This is a genomic window from Polaromonas sp. AER18D-145, from assembly GCF_002379095.1.
Taxonomy (GTDB): Bacteria; Pseudomonadota; Gammaproteobacteria; order Burkholderiales; family Burkholderiaceae_C; genus Polaromonas.
On the sequence record NZ_NBZV01000009.1, the window covers coordinates 96,402 to 119,241 of the forward strand.

Below are 22,840 nucleotides of genomic sequence, written 5' to 3' on the forward strand. Positions count from 1 at the left end.
CGGAAAAGACCATGAAAGTACGCGTACTGGGCTGCTCGGGAGCGATTGCCAAAGGCTGCCGCACCACCTCTTTCCTGCTCGATCACGACGTGCTGGTCGACGCCGGGACGGGTGTTGGCGATCTCACGCTGGATGAGATGCGCGGCGTCGACCACGTGCTGCTGACACACTCCCACCTGGACCATGTCGCGGCCCTGCCGCTGATGGTGGACGCGATTGCGGCACAGCGGACGACCCCGATACAGATTCATGCGCTGCAGGGCACGATTGACGCGCTGAAGGCCCATATTTTCAACAACACCATCTGGCCGGATTTTTCGAGAATCCCCACGCCGGAAGCACCGTTTGTCAGCTTTCATCCGCTGGCCGTCGGCCAGACGCTGTTGTTGGCAGGAAAATATGTGGAAGTGTTGCCCGCGGTTCATACCGTGCCCGCGGTGGGGTATGCGGTGGCGACCGGCGCCGGGTGCTGGGTGTTCACCGGCGACACCGAGCGCAACCCCGCGCTGTGGGCCCGGATCAACCAGCTCAATGTCGCCATGCTGGTGATCGAGACGGCCTTCAGCAACCGCGAACGCGACCTGGCCCGCCGTAGCCTGCATCTGTCGCCCCATGCGCTGGCCAGCGAGCTGGACTGCATCGACAAAGGCAGGAACTATCCGATTTACATCACCCATACCAAGCCGGCGGAGACCGAATTGATCATGGCCGAGATACAGCGTTTCGACCAGACGGCGCCGTTTGGTCCCAACGTCACCCACGACATACGCTGGTTGCGCGCGGGTCAGGAGTTTGAGTTATGAATGCCCTCGCACAGCAAGACCACGAAGACGCATTTTTTGACTCGCAAATGCTCCCACCGCAGGAGCGGGGAGTCACTTTTGAACTGCTTTATTTCCGCCAGCTGCAACTGGTCACCAACCGCATTCATGAAACCGAGAACATTGACCAGATCATGCTGGAGGCCAGCCAGGATATCTGCAAGCTGTTCAATGCCGATCGCCTGACCCTTTACGCCGTCAATGAAGACCGCACATCCATCATCTCCAAGGTCAAGACCGGGCTCAACACCAGCCGCGACCTGAAGCTGCCCATCAGCGCGCAAAGCATTGCGGGCTACGTTGCGTTGTCAAAAACCATGGTGAATATCGCCGATGTGTATGACGACGAAGCACTCAAGAAAATCCATCCCAATCTGAGTTTTCTGCAGGAAGTGGACAAACGCTCCGGCTACCGTACCAAACAGATGCTGGTTGCACCGGTGATGGATGGCACCACGCTTTATGGCGTCCTGCAGGTGATCAACAACCGCAGCGATCAGCCCTTTGCAAAGCTGGAAGAAGACGGTGCGCAGCAGCTGTGCAAGACGCTGGGCATTGCCATTCGCCAGCGCATGCAGAAGGCGGAAGACGGCCAGCGGCGCAGGGCGACCAAGTACGACGGCCTGGTGGCCGAAGGGGTGCTGAGCCAGGACGAGTTGCGCCACTGCATCCAGAAGGCCCGCGACGAGGTCCAGTCGGTCGAACATCTGCTGATGGCTGACTACCGCATTCGACCCGCGCAGATCGGCGCGTCGCTGAGCAAGTTCTTTGGTGTTCCCTACGAGGCCTACAACGCGGGGCGCCTACGTTCGGAAATGCTGCATGGCCTGCTCAAGCGGCACTTTGTCGAGCAGCAGGGCTGGATGCCGCTGGAAGAAACGCCGGACGGGCTGACCCTCATGTGTGTGGATCCTGAAGCGGTGCGAGGAGCCCGGGTGGTTCCGCAGGTATTCCCGAAAATCGGCAAGTTCGCCTACTGCGTGACCACCCAGACCGAGTTTGACGAAACCCTGAGCCAGCTTTTTGGCGCGGGCAACGAGGGGGGCTCCATTGACCAGCTTCTGGCCGACATGGACTCGCCGCTCGAAAACGATGCCAACGACGATTCGGCGCTGGAGTCGGCTGCTGCCGACAACGAACTGGTCAAGTTCGTCAACAAGGTCATCATTGATGCCTACAAGCAGAAGGCTTCCGACATTCACATCGAGCCCATGCCCGGCAAGGCCAAAACCGGTATCCGTTTTCGCATCGACGGGAGCTTGCTGCCCTATATCGAAGTTCCGGCCCAGTTTCGCCAGGCCATGGTCACGCGGCTCAAGATCATGTGTGATCTGGATATTTCCGAAAAGCGCAAGCCGCAGGACGGGAAAATCAAGTTCAAGAAATACGGACCGCTCGATATCGAGCTGCGTGTGGCCACCATACCGTCAGCGGGAGGTGTCGAGGACGTCGTCATGCGGATTCTCGCGGCGGGCGAACCCATCCCGCTTGAAAAGCTGGGGCTGACGGATCACAACCGGGAGCGGCTCGAGAAAACGGTCTCCAAACCCTATGGCCTATTTTATGTGTGCGGCCCGACCGGTTCCGGCAAAACGACCACGCTGCATTCCATCCTGAAATTCCTGAATACATCAGACAGGAAAATCTGGACGGCCGAAGACCCCGTCGAGATCACGCAAAAAGGTTTGCGCCAAGTTCAGATCAACAGAAAGGCAGGCATCGACTTTGCAACAATCATGCGCGCCTTCCTGCGGGCGGACCCGGACATCATCATGGTCGGCGAGTCGCGCGACAAGGAAACCGTCTCAATGGGCGTGGAGGCTTCGCTGACCGGCCACCTAGTGTTCTCGACGCTGCACACCAATTCTGCCCCAGAGTCCATCACCCGGCTGCTGGACATGGGCATGGACCCTTTCAATTTTGCCGATGCCCTGCTCGGCATCCTGGCCCAGCGCCTGGCCAAAAAGCTTTGTGACTGCAAGCAGGCTTCCCAGCCGAGTTCACAGGAAGTCAAGGACTTCGTCAGGGAGTACTCGGAAGAATTGCGGCCTACGCAGGCCTGGCAAGCTGACCCCGGTGGCGAAGCGCAGACCTTGCTGGACGGCTGGACGGAGCGCTACGGCCAGAATGGCCAGCTCACCATGTACCGTGCCGTCGGCTGCGACAAATGCAACCAGACCGGCTACAAGGGCCGTATCGGCCTGCATGAGCTGATGGTAGCTGATGACGCTGCGAAAAAGTTGATTCAGGAGCGCGCCCGCGTGGCAGAGCTGTTTGCGGCGGCCGTCAACAGCGGCATGCACACACTCAAAATGGACGGGATGGAGAAAGTGCTAATGGGGCTGACCGACCTCAAGCAGGTTCGGTCGGTCTGCATCAAGTGACAAAATTGTCAACAATGTCTCGATGGCTGACTAAAAGAGTAACTTCCGTTGCCAGAAGATGGTCAAAGTGGCTGATTTAGACCCGGTTTTGGTCTGGCACGGTATCTGCTGAATGGTCTCGCTAGTTTCTCAACCAAGGAGTTTTTTTATGAAGCGTTCCATGCAAAAGGGTTTTACCCTGATCGAGTTGATGATCGTTGTCGCGATCATTGGTATTTTGGCTGCGGTGGCTTTGCCTGCTTATTCGGACTACACCAAGCGCGCCAAGCTGTCCGAAGTGATTTTGGCATCTTCTGCTTGTCGCACATCGATCACCGAAGTGTACCAATCGACCAACACGCTGAGCCTGCCGACGGCCAACAACTGGGGCTGCGAAGCCTCTGTCGCTACCTCTAAATACGTCGCCAAGATTAATACCGATGCCAACGGCGGCATCATGGTGACCGCACAAGGTTTCGGTGACTCAGGCGTTGACATGATCGACACCAAGACGGTGAGCCTGGTCCCGACCGCTGCTGGCAAAGCAGCTATTACTGCTGCCGCTCCTCTTTCCGAGTGGGTTTGCGGTAATCGCACCGTACTGAATGGTGGTACTGCTGTCACGACCGTTCCCGCCAAGTTCCTGCCTGGCTCCTGCCGCGGAGTCTAATTTAGAGCGCATAGCGCAAAATAGTAAAAACGCCCCCTCTCTGGGGGCGTTTTTCTTTGCTGACCTCACATTCGTTCATGCTTGCTATCCCTCTTTTTCTCCTGAGCTGGCTGCTTCCTTTGCACTTTCCGCCCTGGGTTAGCTGGCACTTGGAGGCTGTGGCGTTTTTTGCGGTCATTCTGCTGGGCTGGGCTGGTATCGTCCGCATGCGTCGTGCTGCGGGCCCCCGGACTGCGGCCTTGCCTTTTGCGGCCTTGCCTTTTATTGCCTTGGGTGTTGTCGTTACGCTGCAGCGGGCCGCCGGACTTTTGCCCTTTTGGGGGAGCGTCTGGACGCTCTGGTTTTACATTGCGCTGTGCGTCGCTTGCCTGATGCTGGGTTTTGCCGCGGCTTCTGCGTCTGTGCAGCCTCGCCCGGCTTCTGCGGCACTCACGCCCTTCACGCTGCTGGCATTCACTCTTTCTGCAGGTGCAGCCGTATCGACCATTGTTTCCTTTGCCCAGGTGCTCAGCCTGTGGGAGCATTCAGAGTGGGTTGCGCGCATGCCGAATTTGCGTCGCCCGGGCGGCAATCTGGGGCAGCCCAATCACCTGGCCACGCTGTTGGTGATGGGCGTGGCAAGCCTGGTATTTCTGCGTCAGTCCAAAAAACTCGGCCCGGCATCTGCCGGCTTGCTGTTGTTTCTGCTGCTTATGGGTCTTGCGGTCAGCGAATCGCGCGCTGGCGCCCTGAGTTTGCTGCTCCTGTTGGGCTGGTGGTTGTTCAAGCGTCGGGTAATAGGTGAGACCACCCCTCGATGGGTCGGCATCGTGGCGGGCATTGCCTTTGTCGGAATGTTCCTGACCTGGCCGCATGTGCTTAATGCGATGGATCTGTTGCCCCACCAAGCCAACGCCCGCGTCGCCGAGGGAAGCATGCGGTTCCAGGCATGGTCCCAATTGCTTAAGGCGGTGACCATGCACCCGTGGGCGGGCTGGGGTTTCCACCAAGTGGCTGCCGCGCACAACGCGGTGGTCGACGGCTACACCGTGAGCGAACCCTATGCCTACAGCCACAACCTGGTGCTCGATCTGGTGATTTGGACAGGTGTGCCGATGGCGCTGCTGCTGGTGGTCGTGACGGCGGTATGGCTATGGCGGCGCGCGCGCGATGCCAACCAGTTGCTTCCCTGGTACGGCCTGGCGGTAGCACTGCCACTGGGCTTGCATTCGATGCTCGAGTATCCGTTTGCCTATGCCTATTTTCTGGTGCCGGTTATGCTTATGCTTGGGGCCGTGGAGGCCAGGGCGGGAAGGGGTAAAGTTCTTGCCCGCATCGGCGTCAAAGCGGTGGGAGCCGCATTGTTGGTCAGCACTGTCGTACTGGCCTGGTCGGTGGTGGAGTATTTGGCAATCGAAGAAGACTTTCGTGTGGCCAGATTTCAAGCATCGCGTATTGGTTCCCCGCCGGTCGGGCATCAGCGGCCCAAGGTCGTTTTATTTGACCAGCTGGGCGTGCTGCTTGACGTTTCCCGTATCACGCCTGCGCCCAATATGTCGGCGCAGGACATGGAGGTGGCCAAGCGTGCCGCGCTCTATTACCCGTGGACGGCCACGCAGTCTCGTTACGCTATGGCGCTTGCCCTTAACGGCAATCCAGAGGAAGCTGCGCGGCAACTTCAGGTTATCCGTCGCTTATGGGGCGAAAAGCAGTATCAAGCCATGAAAGAACACATAGCGGAAAAGGCCACACAATACCCTCAACTGCGCGAACTCAAGCTGCCTTGAGCAGGGGTGGCCAGCCGTACCAGCCACAGAACGAACCCGAACAGCCCCGCCGCCGATGCGCCAGCCAAGTACCAAACATGCTCAGCGGTGCTGAGCGTAAGTCCGAAAACCAGCGGGGCGCACAGGACCAGCAATTGCAGTGCATCAAAGCCCATGGCCATATACGAATAGGTCCTGGCTCGGCCCTGCTGGAACGGTAAATGGCTGAAGGCCGCCGTCATGCAGGCAACCCCCTGCCAAAGCGCGAGCGGCAACAAGTAGGGCAGAACGCCGGCCCAGGCGCTTGACAGCCACTGCATGCGTAGGGCGAAATTACAGGCCAGCGCCAGCGCCGCCACCAGCAGCGCACCCAGCAGGCCGGCCATCACGGCGGATTGGCGTCGCGAGCTGCCTTCGGCCAGCAGGACCTGGGCCCAGGCCGTATGAATGACAGCGGGGACAAAACCCAGCAGCCGCAGGACCACGGCCAGAAAGCCAACCTCGGCCGCGCCGTGGCTGCGCTGCCAGAGCAACAAGATCGCAGTGCCGGTCAGCGCATCGATGGCTGTATGGGCCAGGCGCAGCGTCATGCTGCGGTCGTCCGCCCTGGCCACAGCGGGCTCCAGGCTGAGGCTTGCTCCGTACCTGTCGGGCAAGGAGGCCGATCGCCGCAGGGGCAGCAGCCAGAGCGCACCGGCGGCATAACCCGCCGCAGCGGCAAGCAGCAAGCCGGTGGCGCCGGCCTGCGGCCACAGGATGCCGGCCAGGCCGGCCACCGCCAGGGCAATCAGCGGGGGCATGGCTCGTCCTACAGCGATGGATTTGACCGACGCCGTCTTCAGGGTCAGCGGCTGGGCCAGATACCATCCCAGTTGCAGCAACGCCAATAGCGCGGCCCAAGCCAGCGTCTGTCCGATCAAGGCCAGCCCGCTGAGGTGTACCCCCATCCAGGCCAGCGGCATCAAACATCCCAGTCGCAGCAGGCTGGCGCCTAGGGCGGCCCACAGGGCCTGAATGGGGTGGCGGTGCAGGTCCGCCAACAAACTTAGCGGGCTTTGCGCCAGTGCCAACGTCATCCAGAAAAACGCGACTTGGCTGATGATGGAAAACTCGCCCACAGCCTGCGGCGTAAACAGCCGCAGCATCAGCAAGCTGAACAGTACCTGAGCCGTCAAGGACACGGCGCTGGCCAGCGCAATCGGAACCGAGGCGCGCGGCAACTTCATGCCAGCATGCCAATTTGACGCCAGACCTGCATCTTTGAAAGTAAGGGTGACCAAGACAGAGAATGCACATTTGGCACCAACAGGCATTGCTGATCAAGCGCCGGCCCAAGCAGCGCCCGGTAGGTGTCGGCATCGGCGCGACAAGGAATGTAGGCAAACCGAGCGTCGTGCAACTTTTCAAACCGGCGCACCCATGCATAGTCCGTGGACGCGACAGGCAATCCGACGGCGCAATACTCCAACAGTTTGGTCGAGGTCAGGCAGGTAAAGGGGACCTGATCCGGTATCAGATTTAGGCCGTAACGGGCACGGCGAAGTTGGGTTGGTACCTGCTGGTGGGGAATACGACCGCCAAAAATCAGGTTGGCGTGATGCTGGAGTCGCGACTTTAAACTGTCTGGCACCTGCCCAACCAAAAGTACGCTTCGGCCGAGTTGAGAGAGCGCTTCAAAAACCGGCAGGAAATGGCTCAAACGCCGCATATCACCCAGGTATACAAAGTCAAATTCGGGTTCGATCCGCTTTAAAAATGGATTGAAAAACTCAGGAGCAATACCCACCATGTCACGAAACTCATACGGCACCTCATCAGCGAAGCCGAGACGTTGCAAGCCCCATTCATTTTGGTAAATACGGTAATCAGGTAGCGCCTGATGCCAGCGCTTGACGCGGTCTTTCAGCCAAGCCAATGGTGGCACCGAGGTGGAGACATGTTCGTGGATATGAAAAGCAGATGGAAAGCGCTTTGCCATTTGGTGAGTGACCAGCCCGCACATCCACCACAGAACAGAGGCATTGCTCGGAATAGTGCTGATTTGACGGTGTACTTGAGCTTGATGCCCAGCAGCGTGCACAAATGCAACATAGGCCTGCAGCTCGGGCATGTACGCATCTCCCGTGTGGACAAAATGAATCAGCATCGGCGTGCCGCCTGTTGTAATACGGTCTGCCAGTGCTGCCCAAAATCTTGCACCTGATGTCGTAACAGCACCCGCGTCATGTCTGTATTCAGCTGGTGCCGAGGCATGGACAGCACCGTCTGTACAGCATCCGCCAAGGCACGGGCCGAGTGATCACGCGCCAGCAGGTAAGGCGCATCATCGCCAACAACTTCTTGCAGGGCCGAGATCGGCAAGCCGACGCAGGGGACGCCCGCTGCAAACGATTCGAGCAGGGTCATCGGGCAACCTTCATAGCGCGACGCCAGCAGGGTCATATGCCAAGGTGCATACAGACCCGCACCGTGCGGTCGCGGTCCGGCAAGCGTCAGGCGCTGATCCGCCAGCAGGCCTGCCCCGCTTTGGCGCAGCTCGTCGCGGAGCGGCCCATCGCCAACCAAAGTCAGGCGAAAGCGGTGCGGCAACAGGCGTAACACGTCCAGCAGCATACCTGGCTGCTTTTCCGGCGATAGACGACCGATGTAGGCCAGTTGTGGATCGGCCCCAGCCGCCAGCTCCGCATGTGCCGTTTGGACCGCCTCAGTTTGCGGCACAGCGTTTGCAATGACAAAGCTGCGCTGGTGCGCCGCCAATGGTCTTTGCATAAAACGCAGAAACGAATCACGCGAAGCCCGTGACACGAACACAAAATAAGGCACACGACGGTAAAACCAGCGCAACCATAAGCGCTTCAGTGCACTGGCGTGAGCCTGCGTCAGCACCTCCTGCAAGGGACCATGCACCCACACCAGCACCGGCTTTCGCAGCAATAGGCCGATTGCCCAGGCCAGGTAGGCCGGTCGAAAATTATGGCCGGCAAGAAGCACATCACACTGCCTAGCCGCAGTCAAGCGTTTCTGCCAACCGCACTGGCTGAGCGCCAACTCGCGGATCGACCAGCCCCGTTGCCGCAGGGCTTGACAAAGGGTGTTGCTGATCGTGCGCACGCCACCGTTGGCTTGGTCTTCTTGCAGCAGCAAAATACGTGGTGTCACTGAGGGGGCGGTGTTGGTGTTGATAATGGCGGGATGAACCAGATCGAAAGCTATTTGTCGGGCCATTCATTCAGTGACGACCTGCCCTTTCGTCCCCAAATTATCAGTCATTCCCAGCCGCGGGGCGATCTTCTGACGCAATGGGTGGCGGGACGGCGCGTGTTGCATGTCGGCTTTGCCGACCATGTTCCCTTGATTGCGAGCCGGGTTGCCGACGGCAGCTGGCTGCACTCACGCCTGACCCGCAGCGCCAGTGCATGCGAGGGAATCGACATCAACCATCAGGGCGTGGCCACGGCGCGCAGTCTGGGCTTTGAGAACGTGCATGCGCTGGATATTTTTGCACCCGCTGCCACCGCTAAGCTGGCGGAGTGGCGGTTGGATTTGGTGCTGGTGCCCGATGTGATTGAGCACTTACCAGATCCTGCGGCCTTCTTGCGGCGTCTGGCGCAGTGCATGCCAGCGGCCGAGTTCGTGGTTACGGTGCCCAACGCGCTGTCGCTTCGCAACGCGGTACAGGCCGTGCGGGGCGTGGAGCGCATTAATACCGACCACCGCGCGTGGTTCTCGCCGTTCACCCTGCTCAAGGTGCTGGCGGATGCAGGACTGCAGCCAGAAAGTCTGCACGGGTGTGCGGTCTCGGCTTCAGGCTCGATCAAGGGGCGAGTGTTGCGTATCCTTATGCGGCGGCGCCCGATTTGGTCGGACGTGTTGCTAGTGCGTGCAAGGACCTGTCAAGCTTGAGTTTGGTGAGCCTAGCGCGAGCCAAAACCGCTCAGTACAATGCGTAGGGTCTTGTAAGCTATCAGTAGATCCAGTGCCATGGAGTAGTGCGCGACGTAGTAAAGGTCGTAGCTGAGCTTGACGACGGTTTGCTCCTCGCTGTCCGCATAGCCCTGCTGCACTTGAGCCCAGCCGGTGAGACCGGGGCGAACCAGATGGCGATAAGGATAGGCCGGGATCCTGGTGGAAAATTTATTGACAAACTGCGTTTGCTCCGGGCGTGGGCCGATCAGGCTCATGTGTCCTAGCACCACGTTCCACAATTGGGGAAGTTCGTCGAGTCGCCATCGGCGAATGGTGCGGCCAATGCTGGTGATGCGGGCATCCTGCTGTTGCGCGAAACGGGCGGGTTGCTGTGCTTGCTGGGGATACATGCTGCGGAACTTCCAGAGCCGGAAGTCCCGACCATCGCGCCCCACACGGCGTTGGGCGAATAGCATGGGTCCGGGCGAGTCGAGTTTGATGGCGAGGCCCACCGCCACGCAAACTGGTAGCCACAGTGGCAGGCTGAAAAGCACCAGCGCTACATCGAGCACGCGCTTGGCCACGTCATGTGCCGGGTTACCGTCGATCTGCCAGAGATCGTCCTGATCGGTAGGCAGCATCTTGCGGCCGCTGAGCAGTTCAGCCACCGCCTCCACGCTGTAGAGTCGCACATGGTTGAGTTTCAGGCGGCTGAGTAGCTGGCTGCGCACATCGCTGAGCGGCACATGCCGGTCGAGCACCACCCCGTCGCCGGCAGGTATTTGTCCTGACGCCAGTGCTTCGCTGGGCCACGGCTCCAGGCGTACGGACTGGTAGTGCAAAAGCGCGTTGCCGCCCAGCAGGCACTGAAGCCGTTCAGGCACACCGGTATCCAGGTAGAGCAGTCGCTGCGTGTGATGCCGTCGATGCAGCCAGTCGCCCAGCACAAACCAGGCGGTGGACAGGGCATAGACCAGCAGCACGGCGCCGCGTGAATAAGGTTGCTGCAGCAGCGCAAAGCCCAGTGGTGTTAGCAGAAAGGGAAGGGCCGTGGTGACCAGCAACAGGCTGCCGCGCTCGGCGGCGGGTAGCCCCGCGCCCCGGTAGAGCCAATGGGCGGCCAGCAGGTAGGGCAGGGTGCACCACAGCACGGTCTGGGGGAACTGGTAAGTGGCCAAATCCGCCTGCTGCAAGCCGAGGCCGATCAGGTAGCTCAGCAGCAACGTGAACACGCCGGCCAGCGACCAGCCAAGTTGGGCGCCTTGCCGACGTGCAGTCGACGACGCGAGGGTGCTGTGCTCAACGGGCGAGGTCGCGGGCGGACTCATGATGGATGATTTGACCATAAAGGGTTCCCACCGCGCGCGCCATGGGCGCCGGTGTGAACCGATCCTCGTAGCGCTGGCGTGCCGCTTTGCCAAGGCTAACACGTAGATCAGGGGTGGCGGCCAGGGATTGAAGGGCGTCGACCAGGGAGTCCGGGTCGTTGGAAACCAGCAGTCCGTCTGTGCCATGCGTGAGAAGCTCGCGGGTGCCGGGCAGATCGCTGGCGACAATGGCGAGGCCGGAACGCATGGCCTCGATGATGGAGACGGGCAGACCCTCATGGTCGGAAAGCAGGATAAAAACTTCATGCATTGCCAGCCGATGGGAAACATCGCTGACGTCGCCGGTAAAGGTCACCTCTTTGAGACCCAGTTGTTGGGTCAGAGCGCGATAGGCGGCGAGATCCGGACCGTCGCCGATCAGGCTGGCGGGCACTTCCCGGCCCAGCCGGTCGCGCAGCAGGGCCAACGCCTGCAACAGCAGATCGGGCCGTTTGGGCCGGGCCAGACGAGCCACCATGACGATGCGCATCGGCTGATGGTCCGGTTGGGCGCGCTCCGGTGTGTCCGCCACGGCGTTGGTAATGACTGTGAGGCGGTCGGGCGCGATTGGCAGCCGAGTGGCCAGCTGACGCTCATGCTCGGAGACGCAAATCATGTGGCTGGTGAGCGGAGCCAGTGTCGATTCCGCCAGCCAGGCGACCAAGCGCTGCAGCAAGGGGGCTTCGGGCTTGAAGCCAAAGCCGTGCACAGTGTAGATCACCGGTGTGTTGGTAATCCGACCAGCGATGCGCGCGACCACGCCAGCGGCTGCGCTGTGGGCGTGGAGAATGGCTGGCCGGTGCGCCCTAAGCAGGCGCAGCAAGGCGCGCACGGCCGCCAGCACCCGCAGTGGCGAGAGCGAATTGCCGAGCTGTGGCAGCGGACATACCGCAATGCCCAGCGCCTGCAATTCATCGCCTAAGACGGAGCGGGGTGACGGTCCGCCAATGACCGCTACAAAGCGGACGCGCGGTGCGAGCGCTTGGCAGAGCGCTAGCACCTGTGTTTGCGCGCCGCCGGACTCGCCTTTGGTGATGACCTGCATTACCTTGACCGTGGGACTATCGGTTTTCAATTAGCTTGCATAGCCGGTCGGGTTCATCGATTGCCAACGCCAGGCGTCCTCGCACATGCGGGCGATATCGTGCTCGGCTTGCCAGCCGAGAGTTGTGAGCGCTAAGGTGGTGTCGGCGTAGCAGGCCGCCACATCACCTTGGCGACGGGCGGTCTGTCGATAGGCGATGGGACGCCCGGTCACCCGGACAAAGGTATCGACGAGTTGCTGGACGCTAACGCCATGCCCGGTGCCTAGGTTCACGGTGATCGATGACTGCTGTTTGGTCAAATGTTCCAGCGCAGCAACGTGGCCACGGGCCAGATCCATCACGTGGATGTAGTCGCGTACGCCAGTGCCGTCAGGTGTTGGGTAGTCGTTGCCGAAGATGCTCAGATAGTCGCGCTGGCCCACCGCGACCTGGGTAATGTAGGGCATCAGGTTGTTGGGAATACCGCTTGGCGCTTCACCGATGATTCCGCTTGGGTGCGCACCGACAGGATTGAAGTAGCGCAGGATCGCGACTTGCCAGCGCGGGTCGGCATCTTGCAGATCCCGCAGCATGTCTTCGCATATGAGCTTGGTGCGGGCGTAGGGATTGGTGGCTTTTAGATGCGCAGCTTCAGAAATCGGCACCTGCTGCGGGTCGCCGTACACCGTGGCTGACGAACTGAAAACCATACGGCGCACGTCTGCCCTGTCCATTGCCTGCAGCAGGCTGACGGTGCTGCCGACATTGTTGTCGAAGTAGCGCAGTGGCTGCGTCACCGACTCTCCCACAGCCTTGAGGCCTGCAAAATGGATGACGCTCTCCACTGGGTACTGTGCGAAGACGCTATCAAGCGCGGCACCGTCACGCACATCGGCCTGCACGAATTCGAATTGATCGCCGCACAGCTGGCGTAGCCGGTCCAGCACGCGCGGGCTGCTGTTGCACAAATTGTCGATGATGATGACTCTGTACCCCGCGTCCATGAGTATGACCGCGGTGTGCGATCCTATGTAGCCGGCTCCGCCGGTGATGAGTGTGCAGGGTGTCATGGGCTCATTTTCTCAGGGCGAATTATCGCAAATGAACAATCTGGACCAAATTCCCTGCGTAAGGACGCATAAGATATCTGAAATATACAGATAGGGGCTTAGGAAGCAAGTCTGATAGAAAGAGTCGCTTCCTGGGATTCCCCTGAAATAACGGACACCTCCTCATTGTGAGGCTGACCTGCAGCCCATGGCCGTGGCGCCTTTCGCGCTTGCATACTCAAGTTGATGTTGTCCATTGCCACTTTCTTATTCATAACACTCCCCTGGCTCAATCCCTTTGCCCCGGGTCCAGCCCCTGCCGTCGTGCCGCTGTTGTTGTCGTGGGCTTGTGCCACAGCATTGCTCGGGTCCTGCACGCATGCGTCGGCCCGCTTCCGGCCCCAGTGCCTGGCGACGGCCACAACAAGGGCGTGGCTGATTGCAGGACTGCTCAGCAGCGCTATCGGCTTGCTGCAATATTTCGGTGCAGCGGCCGCGCTTGCTCCATGGGTCAACCAGGCCCCGTTGGGTGAGGCCTTTGCCAATCTGCGCCAACGCAACCAGTTCGCGAGTTTGACCAACATCGCTTTGGTCGCGCTGGTATGGCTGGTTATGAAACACGGTTTTTCCCGTCACCGGGAGAGGTTGGTGTGGATGGTGGCTGGCCTGCTGGCGGCGGGGAACGCCGCATCCTCATCGCGGACAGGGTTGTTGCAACTGGTTTTGCTGTGCGTGCTGTGCATGTTCTGGACCGGCTGGCGCCAATCACCGGTTCGCCGCGTGTTGCTGGGGGCTGTGCTGGCCTATGGGGTGGCCACGCTGGCACTGCCCTGGTTGGCCGGGCTGGACCTGCTGGGCCATGGCATGGTCGCTCGGCTGCGTGCGGGAGACCCCGTTTGTGCCGGCCGCCTGACGCTCTGGTCCAACGTACTGCATCTGATCGCGCAAAAGCCCTGGTTCGGATGGGGCTGGGGCGAACTGGATTATGCGCACTACATGACGCTTTACCCCGGAGCGCGTTTCTGCGACATCCTGGACAATGCCCACAACCTGCCGCTGCACCTGGCCGTGGAATTGGGCATTCCGTTGGCCCTGGCTGTGTGTGGTGGTGCGGGCTGGGTCGTCTGGCGTGCCAAGCCCTGGCGAGAAACGGACCCGACCCGGCAGATGGCATGGGCTGTGCTGGCCGTCATCATGTTGCACAGCATGCTGGAGTATCCGCTGTGGTACGGCCCCTTCCAGATGGCATTTGGGCTGTGCGTGTGGATGCTGTGGCCGGCGCCGCGAGAGCCGGTGGCGGGCTCACGTTCCTACGCGCGCGCGGGAGCGGCAATTCGGCTTGTCGTGGCGACAGCATTGTTGGCAGCGGTGGCTTATGCCGCATGGGATTACCACCGTGTCAGCCAGATTTACCTGGCGCCACAGGCACGCGACCTGGCCTACCGTGACGATACGCTGGACAAGGTTCGCGGATCCCGGCTTTTCCGGAACCAGGTGCGGTTTGCGGAACTGACGACCACCTCGCTCAAGCTCGGCAACGCGCAGTGGACTTTCGACACCGCTACGGCCTTGCTGCATTACTCGCCCGAGCCACGGGTGATTGAAAAGGTGGTTGAAAGCGCCGTCATGCTTGGGCGCGACGATGAAGCCTTGCTGCATCTGGCTCGTTACCGAGCGGCTTTCCCCGACGAATATACAAAGTGGCGCCATGCCAACGGCCTGACTGGCGGGCCTGCAGACTGACCCTGGACGCGGCTAGGAGCCTGTCGGGCTTGGGGCGTCGAAAGCGAAAATCGGCCCCAGCGAGGACAGTTTTTGCCGGATTTGCAGGCCTATAGCCCAGCTATGGGACAAAAAGACGGTGAAAAATGGACCGCTGCGGTCGATTTGCAGCCGACGATTCCCAAGTCCGACAGGCTCCTAGGGAGTCGCGATAAAACTTCCCGATTTGCCACCATGTTTTTCCAGCAGCTTGATATCCGTCATGGTCATTCCCCGGTCGGCGGCCTTGCACATGTCATAAATCGTCAGCAGTGCCACTTGCACCGCAGTCAGGGCCTCCATCTCCACGCCGGTCGGTCCGACCGTTTCCACCGTCGCCTGGCAAACAATGCTGGCGCTGCCTGTGTCGGGGCTGAAATCCATCGCCACACGGGTCAGCGCCAGCGGGTGACACAGGGGAATCAGGTCGCTGGTTTTTTTGGCCGCCATGATGCCGGCAATCCGGGCAATGCCGAGTACGTCGCCTTTTTTGGCCGTGCCTTCCAGGATGATGGCCAGTGTGGCAGGATTCATGGTGATGCGGCCTTGCGCCACAGCCACCCGGTGGGTGGCCGGTTTGGCGGCCACATCAACCATGTGCGCCTGCCCCTGGCCGTCAAAATGTGTCAGCGGTGAAGTCGTGGTCATACTGTTACGAAACCTTTACATGCAACCCTCATCATAAGAGCATGCCCGCAGTGTCTCCTTCCCTGAAAAGCCGCTCGTCGGCGGCCGCCATTCATCTCACACTGAGCCTGGCGGTGGCGGCCCTGGCGGCCTGGCTGGTGTTTGCCCTCTGGTATCCCTATCCCTACCGGGAAATCTCCGGCGGGCGTCACCTGTTTTTGATTGTGATGGCGGTCGATGTCATCATGGGGCCGCTGCTGACCCTGGCGGTGTTTAACCGCAGCAAGCCGGCGGCCGAGTTGCGCCGCGATCTGACGGTGATCGGTATGTTGCAGGTGGCGGCGCTGGCGTATGGTCTGTGGACAGTGTCTGTTGCGCGTCCGGTCCACCTGGTGTTTGAGATCGACCGGTTTCGGGTGGTGCATGCCATTGATATTCCCGAAGAAGAAATGGACCTGGCGCCGCTGGAGTTACGGCGACTGCCTTGGACCGGCCCGACGCTGCTGTCGGTCCGTAACTTCAGGAGCCAGCAGGAAGGCTTGGACGCTACCCTAGCTGCCGTGCAGGGCTTTCCCCTGGGCGCCAGACCCTTCCTGTGGCAACGTTATGACGAGGCCAGGCCGCAGATTCTCAAAGTCGCTAGACCGCTGGACGATTTGAAAAACCGTTTTCCTGACCAGGTGGGCACCATCGATGCCGCCTTGCGGTCCGGACCGGATCGCAGCAGGGCCAGCGAGTCCGTGGCTTACGTTCCCCTGGCAGGACGCGACAAATTCTGGACGGTCCTGCTCGATCTTCGAACTACCGAGGTGATTGCTTTTGTCCCCATTGACTCTTTCTGATTCGTTCCTGCAAAGAAGGCTTTTTGCCCTGAGCCCTCTGGCGCTGGCGGCCATGATTTTCATGGCGCCCGTGAGCTTGGCGCAGGCCCAGACGCCAGCCCGGCCCAGCGGCGCGTTGCCGGCGCTGGGCGACACCTCGGAGTTGTCCGCCAGTGCCGAACGGCGGCTCGGCGACCGGATTGCCGCCAGCATTTATCGCGACCCGGATTACCTGGACGATCCGGTGCTGGGCGACTACCTGCAGGGCATCTGGCAGCCCCTGATGACGGCTGCACGCGCCCGGGGCGAGCTGGGCCCCGAACTGGACGAGCGGTTTGCCTGGGACGTCATGCAGATCCGTGACCGCAGCATCAACGCCTTCGCCTTGCCGGGGGGTTATCTGGGTGTGCATCTGGGGCTGATAGGCGCTGTGGCTACCCGCGACGAATTGGCCTCGGTCCTGGCGCACGAGTTGAGCCACGTGACGCAGCGGCACATTTCGCGCCTGATGAGCAAGCAGAGCCAGCAAATGCCCTGGCTGATTGCGGCCATGATTCTCGGCGCCCTGGCCGCCAACAAAAGCCCCGATGCCGCCAACGCAGCCATTGCCGGCGGGCAGGCGCTGGCCGTGCAGAATCAGCTCAATTTTTCGCGTGACATGGAGCGCGAAGCCGACCGGGTCGGCTTTGGCGTGATGGCCGACGCCGGCTTCGAAAAGCAGGGTTTCGCCAGCATGTTCGACAAGCTGCAGCAGGCCTCGCGGCTCAATGACAATGGTGCTTTTCCCTACCTGCGCAGCCACCCGCTGACGACCGAGCGTATTGCCGAGATCAAGGGCCGGCTGCAACTGGAAGGCGGCGCGAGTTCAGCGCCCAAGGGCGCCACCGAAGAGCCAGGCGGTGCGCGCACGCTGCACGCGTTGATGGCGGCACGGGCGCGTGTGCTGGCCGATCCCGGCGTGGATGGCTTGCGGCCGATGGTGGCCGACGCGCAGCGCGTGTCACTCGCCGGTGCGGCGAACGTGGCATGGACACCGCGCGATGCCGGCACCCTGTATGGCGGCGCCCTGGCGGCGAGCCGGCTGCGCGACCACGCCCTGGCGCGCAGCTTGGCAGGCAAGCTCAAGTCGGCCGTGCCCGCGAAGACGCCGCTGGCCGATCCGGTGGCGTGGCTGGTGCTGGAGATCGAGCTGGCTGCCGGCAACACCGCGGGTTTGCCGAAGCTGGGCGACACGCGCAGCCGGGCGGCCTTGTTGCTGCAGGCCCGGGCGGATCTCGCGGCAGGTCGGGCGCAGGAGGTTTCAGGCGCCCTGCAAACCTGGGTCACCACCCATCCGAAAGATGCCATCGCCTGGCAATTGCTGGCGACGGCCTGGGGCCAGCAGGGGCAGACGCTGCGCGCGATTCGGGCCGATGCCGAGAGCCGGGTGGCGCAGCTGGACTACCCTGCGGCCCGCGACCGTTTCAAGGCCGCGCAGGACCTGATGCGCAGCGGCCGTGACGGCGGTGCGGCGGCCAGCAACTACGTCGATGCGTCCATCATCGACACGCGGGCGCGCGAGATCGACCAGCTACTTCGGGAGCAGGCGCTCCAGGAGAAACTCGATCGCTAGCTGCAGCACCGAGTAGATCAGCGAACCGATCAGGGCGGCGACAAACCCGGTGACATGCAGGCCGCTGAGCAGGCCGGCGGCGGCCCAGAACATCAGGGCGTTGATGACAAACAGGAACAGCCCCAGCGTCACCAGCGTCACCGGCAGGGTCAGCAACACGAGCAGAGGGCGCACCACCGTGTTGAGTGCGCCCAGCACGGCCGCTGCCAGCAGCGCCGCCGGGAAGCTGGTCACGGTCACACCGGAATACAGATAGGCCACCGCCAGCAAGGCGGCAGCGCTGCAAAGCCATTTGACGATGAGTTTCATGGGCCCAAGAATACCATCGCGGTCTGCAGCTTTTTATGGATTTTTTTCAAATACACGACAGTGAATTGGACGGCTCTCACCCTCGCCCCTTGGGAGAGGGACGGGGTGAGGGGTTGAGCGTTCTGACTGTCACGAATTTTGAACCGCTCACTATTGAGACTTCCATAAATCATGATAGGCAACTTACTACCGTTCGCCCTGAGCTTGTCGAAGGGCTCTTCGTCAAGCTCAGGACAGGCTTCGACAGGCTCAGCCCGAACGGTGTGGCGTCATGAATTACGAAAACATCAATAATCCGCTGTCAACAGCAGGCCGGAGCCGGCCAGCATGGCGGCAAAGCCCCAGACGCCGCGCGGCTCGACGGTATTTGGCCCCGGGGCCGCCTGCAGACCCGCTGCGGGCCGGGGCCGGCGCGCATCCACCAGACGCCCCTCGCCATGCCGCGCCCGCAAGGCGGCGGTGAACGCATCAAGCGGGCCGCATGCCAGTTGCGTGATGACCGGGTCGCCGGAGGCCTGCAGCAACGGGACGATTTGTTCAAAAACTTTTTCGGCCCACTTGCCGCGCCAGCTTTCGCGGGCGCTGTGCGTGACCCACTTGCTGACGCGATGGGTGATGCGCGGCGCGCAGCCCACCACGATCCAGCGCGTCGGCGTATGCCCCTGGCCGGATTGCAGCAGGAGCGCCAGCATGCCCAGCGCATGGGCGGCCTCGTCGACATAAACAATCGTGGTGTCCATCAGCTTGTTCCTGCCGGGTTCATGTCAGTTGTGCTCGGCCACGGCTGTGCCGCGCTGCAGGGCCCTGGCACGGCGCGTGACCCACCAGCCAGCGCCGAGGACACCGGCCACGGCCAGGGCGTAGGTGCCCCACTGCGCGGCGGTGTTCAGGGTGGCGGACGCGGGCGGCGAGCCGGGGCCGCCGTAAACCGTGTCCAGCAGGGGCTCGCTCACAATCATCTTGGCGGCGGTGAAGGCCAGCACCGCAGCGCCTATGTTGATGATCATGGGAAAACGCTCGACCAGCTTGAGCACCAGGGTGCTGCCGAACACCACGATGGGGATGCTGACCAGCAAACCGATGACCACCAGGTCAAACGCGCCGTGGGCCGCACCCGCCACGCCCAGCACGTTGTCCACACCCATCAGTGCATCGGCGACCACAATGGTTTTCATCGCGCCCCAGAAGGTGCTGGCCACCGGGCTATCGTGCTCCTTGTCGCCCTGGTCGGCCAGCAGCTTGTAGGCGATCCAGAGCAGGCCCAGGCCGCCGACCAGCATCAGGCCGGGAATCTTCAGTAACCACACCACGCCGACGGTCATGACAGAGCGCACGGCAATGGCCCCGATCGTGCCCCAGGCAATGGCTTTTTTCTGCAGGTGGGGTGGCAGGTTGCGTGCGGCCAACGCGATCACAATCGCGTTGTCGCCGGCCAGCACCAGGTCGATGAGGATGATCGCCAGCAGGGCCGACCACCAGGGCGTTGAGAATAATTCCATTTCACACTTTCACGTCAGGTTGCAACATGGAAATCCGGCGGGCGGACTTCCGAGCTTCGTTAAAACCGGACAGGTCGGTGAGGGGCGGAGTGGTTGCCGCGACGCCTCGATCAAACCTGTACGGGTTTCGATCGAAGGTCTGGCTCGACATGCAGTTTTGCTGCATGCCCAACAAGCCGGAAGTGGGAACTTCGTAATGACGACTTGCTGAACGTCTGGCGGCGGGAAAAAATTCCGGCGCAGCCAGACGAGGGAGTTACTCCCCTTCGGAACCCCGTATTTGACAACAAACCGCGCTTTTTTGCAAAGTCCGGCTGCGGTACCCCCGAAAAAAGCCCGGCGCCACAGAAGGCTGCGGGCTTGGCCTATCATTCACGGCCCAGCCGGAAATAGCGGGCGCCGCTTCCGGCGGCGGCCCATTTTTAGCCTCCACTTCTCCTTTTCCGATTGCACCGCCCCCGCATGCCTGGCATCCACATCACCGACATTGAAGCGGCCATCAACTATTGGCGCGAGAAAAAGCCGTCACTCGACGGCATCACGCTGGCGCCCGAGTTGCGTGCGCTGGCCGAGGTGTACGCCCTGCTGGTTTTCTACCGCGAGGAGGAGGCCGACGAGGCCGGTTTTCCACCCCAGGCCATGGCGGCCTGGCGCGCCTGGTACGACACGACCGCCGACACGCCCTGCATTGCCATCTGCTCGACCAGCCAGGGCGACGAGTTGTGCAAGGGCTGCGGGCGCACCTTCGAGGAGGTGCAGCGCTGGCCCGAAATGAGCCCGGCCGCCAAGCGGGGAACCTGGCGGCGCATCACGCAGGAAGACACGGCCTGGCGTTTTGGCCGTTATGCCGACCGCGCGCTGGAAAAAAGGGGCAAGAAGGACGCACCGCCGCAGTCAGCCTGAACCCGGATTTCAAGCTTTTTTGGCTTCCAGCCCTTATGCATCATGCGCAGGCAGCTATGGATTCAGGAGTAAACTTGGGCCTGTTCCCACTATTTTTACAAGATGCGTTGCGAGTCAAAAAAGTCCTGCGCGAGGCGCAAAATGCAGCCGGGCTGGCGCCCGGCAAGGCTTTGCAACGCTGCGCAGGGCCTTTTTGGCCGCAACCCGGAGGGAACGGGGTGAAAACAGCGCCACTCGGCGTTGCACTCCTAGGTCAGACGGCCAGTCTGACCGTCGTCGCGCGCCTTGATTGGCACTGTTTTCACCCCGTTCGCATTTGCAAAAATAGTGGGAACAGGCCCTAGCATGCTCCGACTTGCCCGTGCCCCCAACATTGCCATCGCGGCGCTCTGGGCCGACGTGCTGCAGCAGGCGGGCTTTTCGGCCACGGTGCAGCGCTATTTTCTCGGCAGCGTGGCGGGGGAGTTGCCGCCCGACCAGTGCCAGCCCGAAGTCTGGCTGACCCACGACCACGAGAAGCCGCGCGCCGAAGCCTTGCTGCACAGCCTGCAGAACCTGCCGCAACGCCGCTGGCTTTGCGCCTGCGGTGAAACGGTGGAAGGCGGTTTTGAGCAGTGCTGGGCCTGTGGCGCTATGATGCCGGCGTCGACCTGAAGACGTCGCGCTCTTGGGAAAGTATCTTCGACAAGCGCGGGACAAAAGGATACCGCAGGGGATGTCAATCCAAGCCGGGGCCGCGGAACCGGCTTTGCCGGGCCGCAGGCGCAGCGGCCCCCTCGGGGGGCAGCGCATACACGAAGTGAAAAGCGTGGGGGCTAAATCCTTTTCGCGAGCTCGGCGGCCTTGCCGGTGTAACTGGCCGGCGTCATGGCCAGCAGGCGGTCTTTTTCCGCGTCCGGAATCTCCAGCGAGCGGATCAGGCCATGCAGCGCTTCGGCCGTCACGGTTTTGCCGCGCGTGACTTCCTTGAGTTTTTCGTAAGCGCCCTGCACGCCGTAACGGCGCATCACGGTCTGGATCGGCTCGGCCAGCACTTCCCACGAGGCATCCAGGTCGTCGGCCAGGGCTTCACGGTTGAGTTCAAGCTTGCCCAGCCCGGTGCTCATCGCGCTGTAGGCCAGCACGGCGTAACCAAAGGCCACGCCCATGTTGCGCAGCACGGTGCTGTCGGTCAAATCGCGCTGCCAGCGGCTGATGGGCAGTTTTTCGCTGAGGTGGCGCAGCAGCGCATTGGCCAGGCCGAGGTTGCCTTCGGCGTTCTCGAAATCAATCGGGTTGACCTTGTGCGGCATGGTGCTCGAGCCGATTTCACCGTCCTTGAGGCGCTGCTTGAAATAACCCACGCTGACATAACCCCAGACATCGCGCGAGAAGTCGATCAGGATGGTGTTGGTGCGCGCCACCGCGTCGAACAGCTCGGCCATGTAGTCGTGCGGCTCGATCTGGATGCTGTAGGGCTGAAAATTCAGGCCCAGGCCCAGCGGCTCGGGCGACTCGATGACACGACGGCTCAGCGCCTCCCAGTCAAAATCGGGCCAGGCCGCGAGGTGGGCATTGAAGTTGCCGACCGCGCCGTTCATCTTGGCCATCAGCTGCACGCCGGCAACCCGTTCACGCGCCACCACCAGGCGCGCCACCACGTTGGCAATTTCCTTGCCGACGGTAGTCGGGCTGGCGGTCTGGCCGTGGGTGCGGCTGAGCATGGGCTCGTCGGCGTAGCGGTGCGCCATCTCGCGCAACTGCGTGATGACCTTGTCCAGCGCCGGCAGCAAGACCTGCTCGCGGCTGCTTTTGAGCTGCAGCGCATGGCTGGTGTTGTTGATGTCTTCGCTGGTGCAGGCGAAATGCACAAACTCGGCGGCAGCCTGCAGCTCCGGCCGCGCCTCGAACTTAGACTTGATCCAGTACTCGACCGCCTTCACGTCGTGGTTGGTTGTTTTTTCTATCTCCTTGATCGCGGTCGCGTCATTTCCCGAGAAATGCTTGACCAGTCCGAGCAGGTAGGTGCGTGCACCGGGGGTCAGTGGCTTGAATTCGGCAAAACCTGCGTCCGACAGCGCGATGAACCAGGCGACTTCCACCTGGACGCGGCGGTGCATGTAACCGAGCTCCGACATCAGCGGCCGCAGGGGGGCGAGTCTGGCGGCGTAACGGCCGTCCAGGGGGGACAGGGCGGTGATGGAGAAGCTGGTGGACGGGTTCATGGGCGACATTGTAGGCGGGTGGCCTGGCGCCCCGGCAGACAGGTTACCCCGTTTTTGCCGCGTGGCAGGCCCGGCCGACGCATACTCGATAGAATGCAATCGGCTGGGGCCTGCCAAGCTATTTTGCTTGAGGTATCCGACCCCCCAAGCCCCAAGCC

Annotated in this window: 21 protein-coding genes; 10 read left to right on the forward strand and 11 right to left on the reverse strand. The window is 61.6% G+C overall.

Annotation, left to right across the window (positions count from 1 at the left end; translation table 11 throughout):
• Positions 1-11 precede the first annotated feature (11 nt).
• The 4 genes from B7G52_RS07230 to B7G52_RS07245 all read left to right on the forward strand — a co-directional run bounded on the left by B7G52_RS07230 (position 12) and on the right by B7G52_RS07245 (position 5,620).
• Positions 12-803 (forward strand): MBL fold metallo-hydrolase, encoded by a 792-nt coding sequence (locus B7G52_RS07230; RefSeq protein ID WP_096696943.1) that lies wholly within the window; start codon positions 12-14, stop codon positions 801-803.
• A complete protein-coding gene (locus B7G52_RS07235) occupies positions 800-3,205 on the forward strand; it encodes a GspE/PulE family protein (protein ID WP_096696944.1) in 2,406 nt (801 codons plus the stop codon). Before B7G52_RS07230 ends, B7G52_RS07235 begins: the two co-directional genes overlap by 4 nt.
• A gap of 148 nt (positions 3,206-3,353) precedes the next feature.
• Positions 3,354-3,854, forward strand: a complete 501-nt coding sequence (locus tag B7G52_RS07240) for a pilin (RefSeq protein ID WP_096696945.1) — start codon at positions 3,354-3,356, stop codon at positions 3,852-3,854.
• Positions 3,855-3,931: 77 nt separating this feature from the next.
• The gene (locus B7G52_RS07245) at positions 3,932-5,620 is read left to right on the forward strand and encodes a PglL family O-oligosaccharyltransferase (protein ID WP_141397398.1); all 1,689 of its coding nucleotides are present in this window, start codon (positions 3,932-3,934) and stop codon (positions 5,618-5,620) included.
• Here the strand turns inward: B7G52_RS07245 and B7G52_RS07250 are convergent.
• From B7G52_RS07250 to B7G52_RS07260, 3 genes are read right to left on the reverse strand one after another with little or no spacing between them, the layout of a single operon-like run.
• A complete protein-coding gene (locus B7G52_RS07250; protein WP_205853034.1) occupies positions 5,593-6,825 on the reverse strand; it encodes a hypothetical protein in 1,233 nt (410 codons plus the stop codon). The genes B7G52_RS07245 and B7G52_RS07250 overlap by 28 nt on opposite strands.
• A complete protein-coding gene (locus B7G52_RS07255; protein ID WP_240523356.1) occupies positions 6,822-7,709 on the reverse strand; it encodes a glycosyltransferase in 888 nt (295 codons plus the stop codon). Before B7G52_RS07255 ends, B7G52_RS07250 begins: the two co-directional genes overlap by 4 nt.
• A 29-nt stretch (positions 7,710-7,738) precedes the next feature.
• A complete protein-coding gene (locus B7G52_RS07260) occupies positions 7,739-8,824 on the reverse strand; it encodes a glycosyltransferase (protein WP_096696948.1) in 1,086 nt (361 codons plus the stop codon).
• Between B7G52_RS07260 and B7G52_RS07265 the strand changes: the two genes are divergently transcribed.
• Entirely contained in the window at positions 8,792-9,502 is a 711-nt protein-coding gene (locus tag B7G52_RS07265; RefSeq protein WP_096696949.1) for a bifunctional 2-polyprenyl-6-hydroxyphenol methylase/3-demethylubiquinol 3-O-methyltransferase UbiG, read from the forward strand. The two genes, B7G52_RS07260 and B7G52_RS07265, sit on opposite strands and share 33 nt — an antisense overlap.
• An 11-nt stretch (positions 9,503-9,513) precedes the next feature.
• Here the strand turns inward: B7G52_RS07265 and B7G52_RS07270 are convergent, their stop codons facing one another.
• From B7G52_RS07270 to galE, 3 genes are read right to left on the reverse strand one after another with little or no spacing between them, the layout of a single operon-like run.
• Positions 9,514-10,851 (reverse strand): sugar transferase, encoded by a 1,338-nt coding sequence (locus B7G52_RS07270; RefSeq protein WP_096696950.1) that lies wholly within the window; start codon positions 10,849-10,851, stop codon positions 9,514-9,516.
• Positions 10,805-11,947 carry a glycosyltransferase family 4 protein gene (locus B7G52_RS07275; protein WP_240523357.1) on the reverse strand — a complete coding sequence of 381 codons (1,143 nt, stop codon included), beginning with the start codon at positions 11,945-11,947 and terminating at the stop codon, positions 10,805-10,807. The genes B7G52_RS07270 and B7G52_RS07275 overlap by 47 nt, the downstream gene beginning before the upstream one ends.
• Complete coding sequence (gene galE, locus B7G52_RS07280; protein ID WP_096696952.1) at positions 11,948-12,967, reverse strand: UDP-glucose 4-epimerase GalE; 1,020 nt, start codon at positions 12,965-12,967, stop codon at positions 11,948-11,950.
• A gap of 225 nt (positions 12,968-13,192) precedes the next feature.
• Here galE and B7G52_RS07285 point away from each other — a divergent pair, with 225 nt between their 5' ends.
• Positions 13,193-14,689, forward strand: coding sequence for a PglL family O-oligosaccharyltransferase (locus B7G52_RS07285; RefSeq protein ID WP_096696953.1), 1,497 nt, complete (start codon positions 13,193-13,195; stop codon positions 14,687-14,689).
• A gap of 177 nt (positions 14,690-14,866) precedes the next feature.
• On the opposite strand, the gene moaC is transcribed toward B7G52_RS07285, so the two are convergent.
• Positions 14,867-15,355, reverse strand: coding sequence for a cyclic pyranopterin monophosphate synthase MoaC (gene moaC, locus B7G52_RS07290; RefSeq protein WP_096696954.1), 489 nt, complete (start codon positions 15,353-15,355; stop codon positions 14,867-14,869).
• Between the two features lie 41 nt (positions 15,356-15,396).
• On the opposite strand from moaC, the gene tfpZ reads away from it, so the two are divergent.
• Positions 15,397-16,176 carry a TfpX/TfpZ family type IV pilin accessory protein gene (tfpZ, locus tag B7G52_RS07295; protein ID WP_096696955.1) on the forward strand — a complete coding sequence of 260 codons (780 nt, stop codon included), beginning with the start codon at positions 15,397-15,399 and terminating at the stop codon, positions 16,174-16,176.
• Positions 16,177-16,228: 52 nt separating this feature from the next.
• The gene (locus B7G52_RS07300; protein WP_096696956.1) at positions 16,229-17,767 is read left to right on the forward strand and encodes a M48 family metalloprotease; all 1,539 of its coding nucleotides are present in this window, start codon (positions 16,229-16,231) and stop codon (positions 17,765-17,767) included.
• Here B7G52_RS07300 and B7G52_RS07305 read toward each other — a convergent pair.
• From B7G52_RS07305 to B7G52_RS07315, 3 genes are all read right to left on the reverse strand, one after another.
• A complete protein-coding gene (locus tag B7G52_RS07305) occupies positions 17,726-18,076 on the reverse strand; it encodes a phage holin family protein (RefSeq protein ID WP_096696957.1) in 351 nt (116 codons plus the stop codon). The genes B7G52_RS07300 and B7G52_RS07305 overlap by 42 nt on opposite strands.
• Positions 18,077-18,363: 287 nt before the next feature.
• Positions 18,364-18,816, reverse strand: coding sequence for a hypothetical protein (locus tag B7G52_RS07310; protein WP_096696958.1), 453 nt, complete (start codon positions 18,814-18,816; stop codon positions 18,364-18,366).
• Between the two features lie 24 nt (positions 18,817-18,840).
• Positions 18,841-19,575, reverse strand: a complete 735-nt coding sequence (locus B7G52_RS07315) for a TerC family protein (protein WP_096696959.1) — start codon at positions 19,573-19,575, stop codon at positions 18,841-18,843.
• 462 nt (positions 19,576-20,037) lie between these two features.
• Here B7G52_RS07315 and B7G52_RS07320 point away from each other — a divergent pair, with 462 nt between their 5' ends.
• Positions 20,038-20,478, forward strand: a complete 441-nt coding sequence (locus B7G52_RS07320) for a DUF3717 domain-containing protein (protein ID WP_096696960.1) — start codon at positions 20,038-20,040, stop codon at positions 20,476-20,478.
• Positions 20,479-20,823: 345 nt separating this feature from the next.
• On the forward strand, positions 20,824-21,132 hold the full coding sequence (locus B7G52_RS07325) for a hypothetical protein (protein ID WP_096696961.1): 309 nt from the start codon (positions 20,824-20,826) through the stop codon (positions 21,130-21,132).
• A 161-nt stretch (positions 21,133-21,293) separates the two neighbouring features.
• On the opposite strand, the gene purB is transcribed toward B7G52_RS07325, so the two are convergent.
• Positions 21,294-22,682, reverse strand: coding sequence for an adenylosuccinate lyase (purB, locus tag B7G52_RS07330; RefSeq protein ID WP_096696971.1), 1,389 nt, complete (start codon positions 22,680-22,682; stop codon positions 21,294-21,296).
• Between the last annotated feature and the right edge of the window lie 158 nt (positions 22,683-22,840).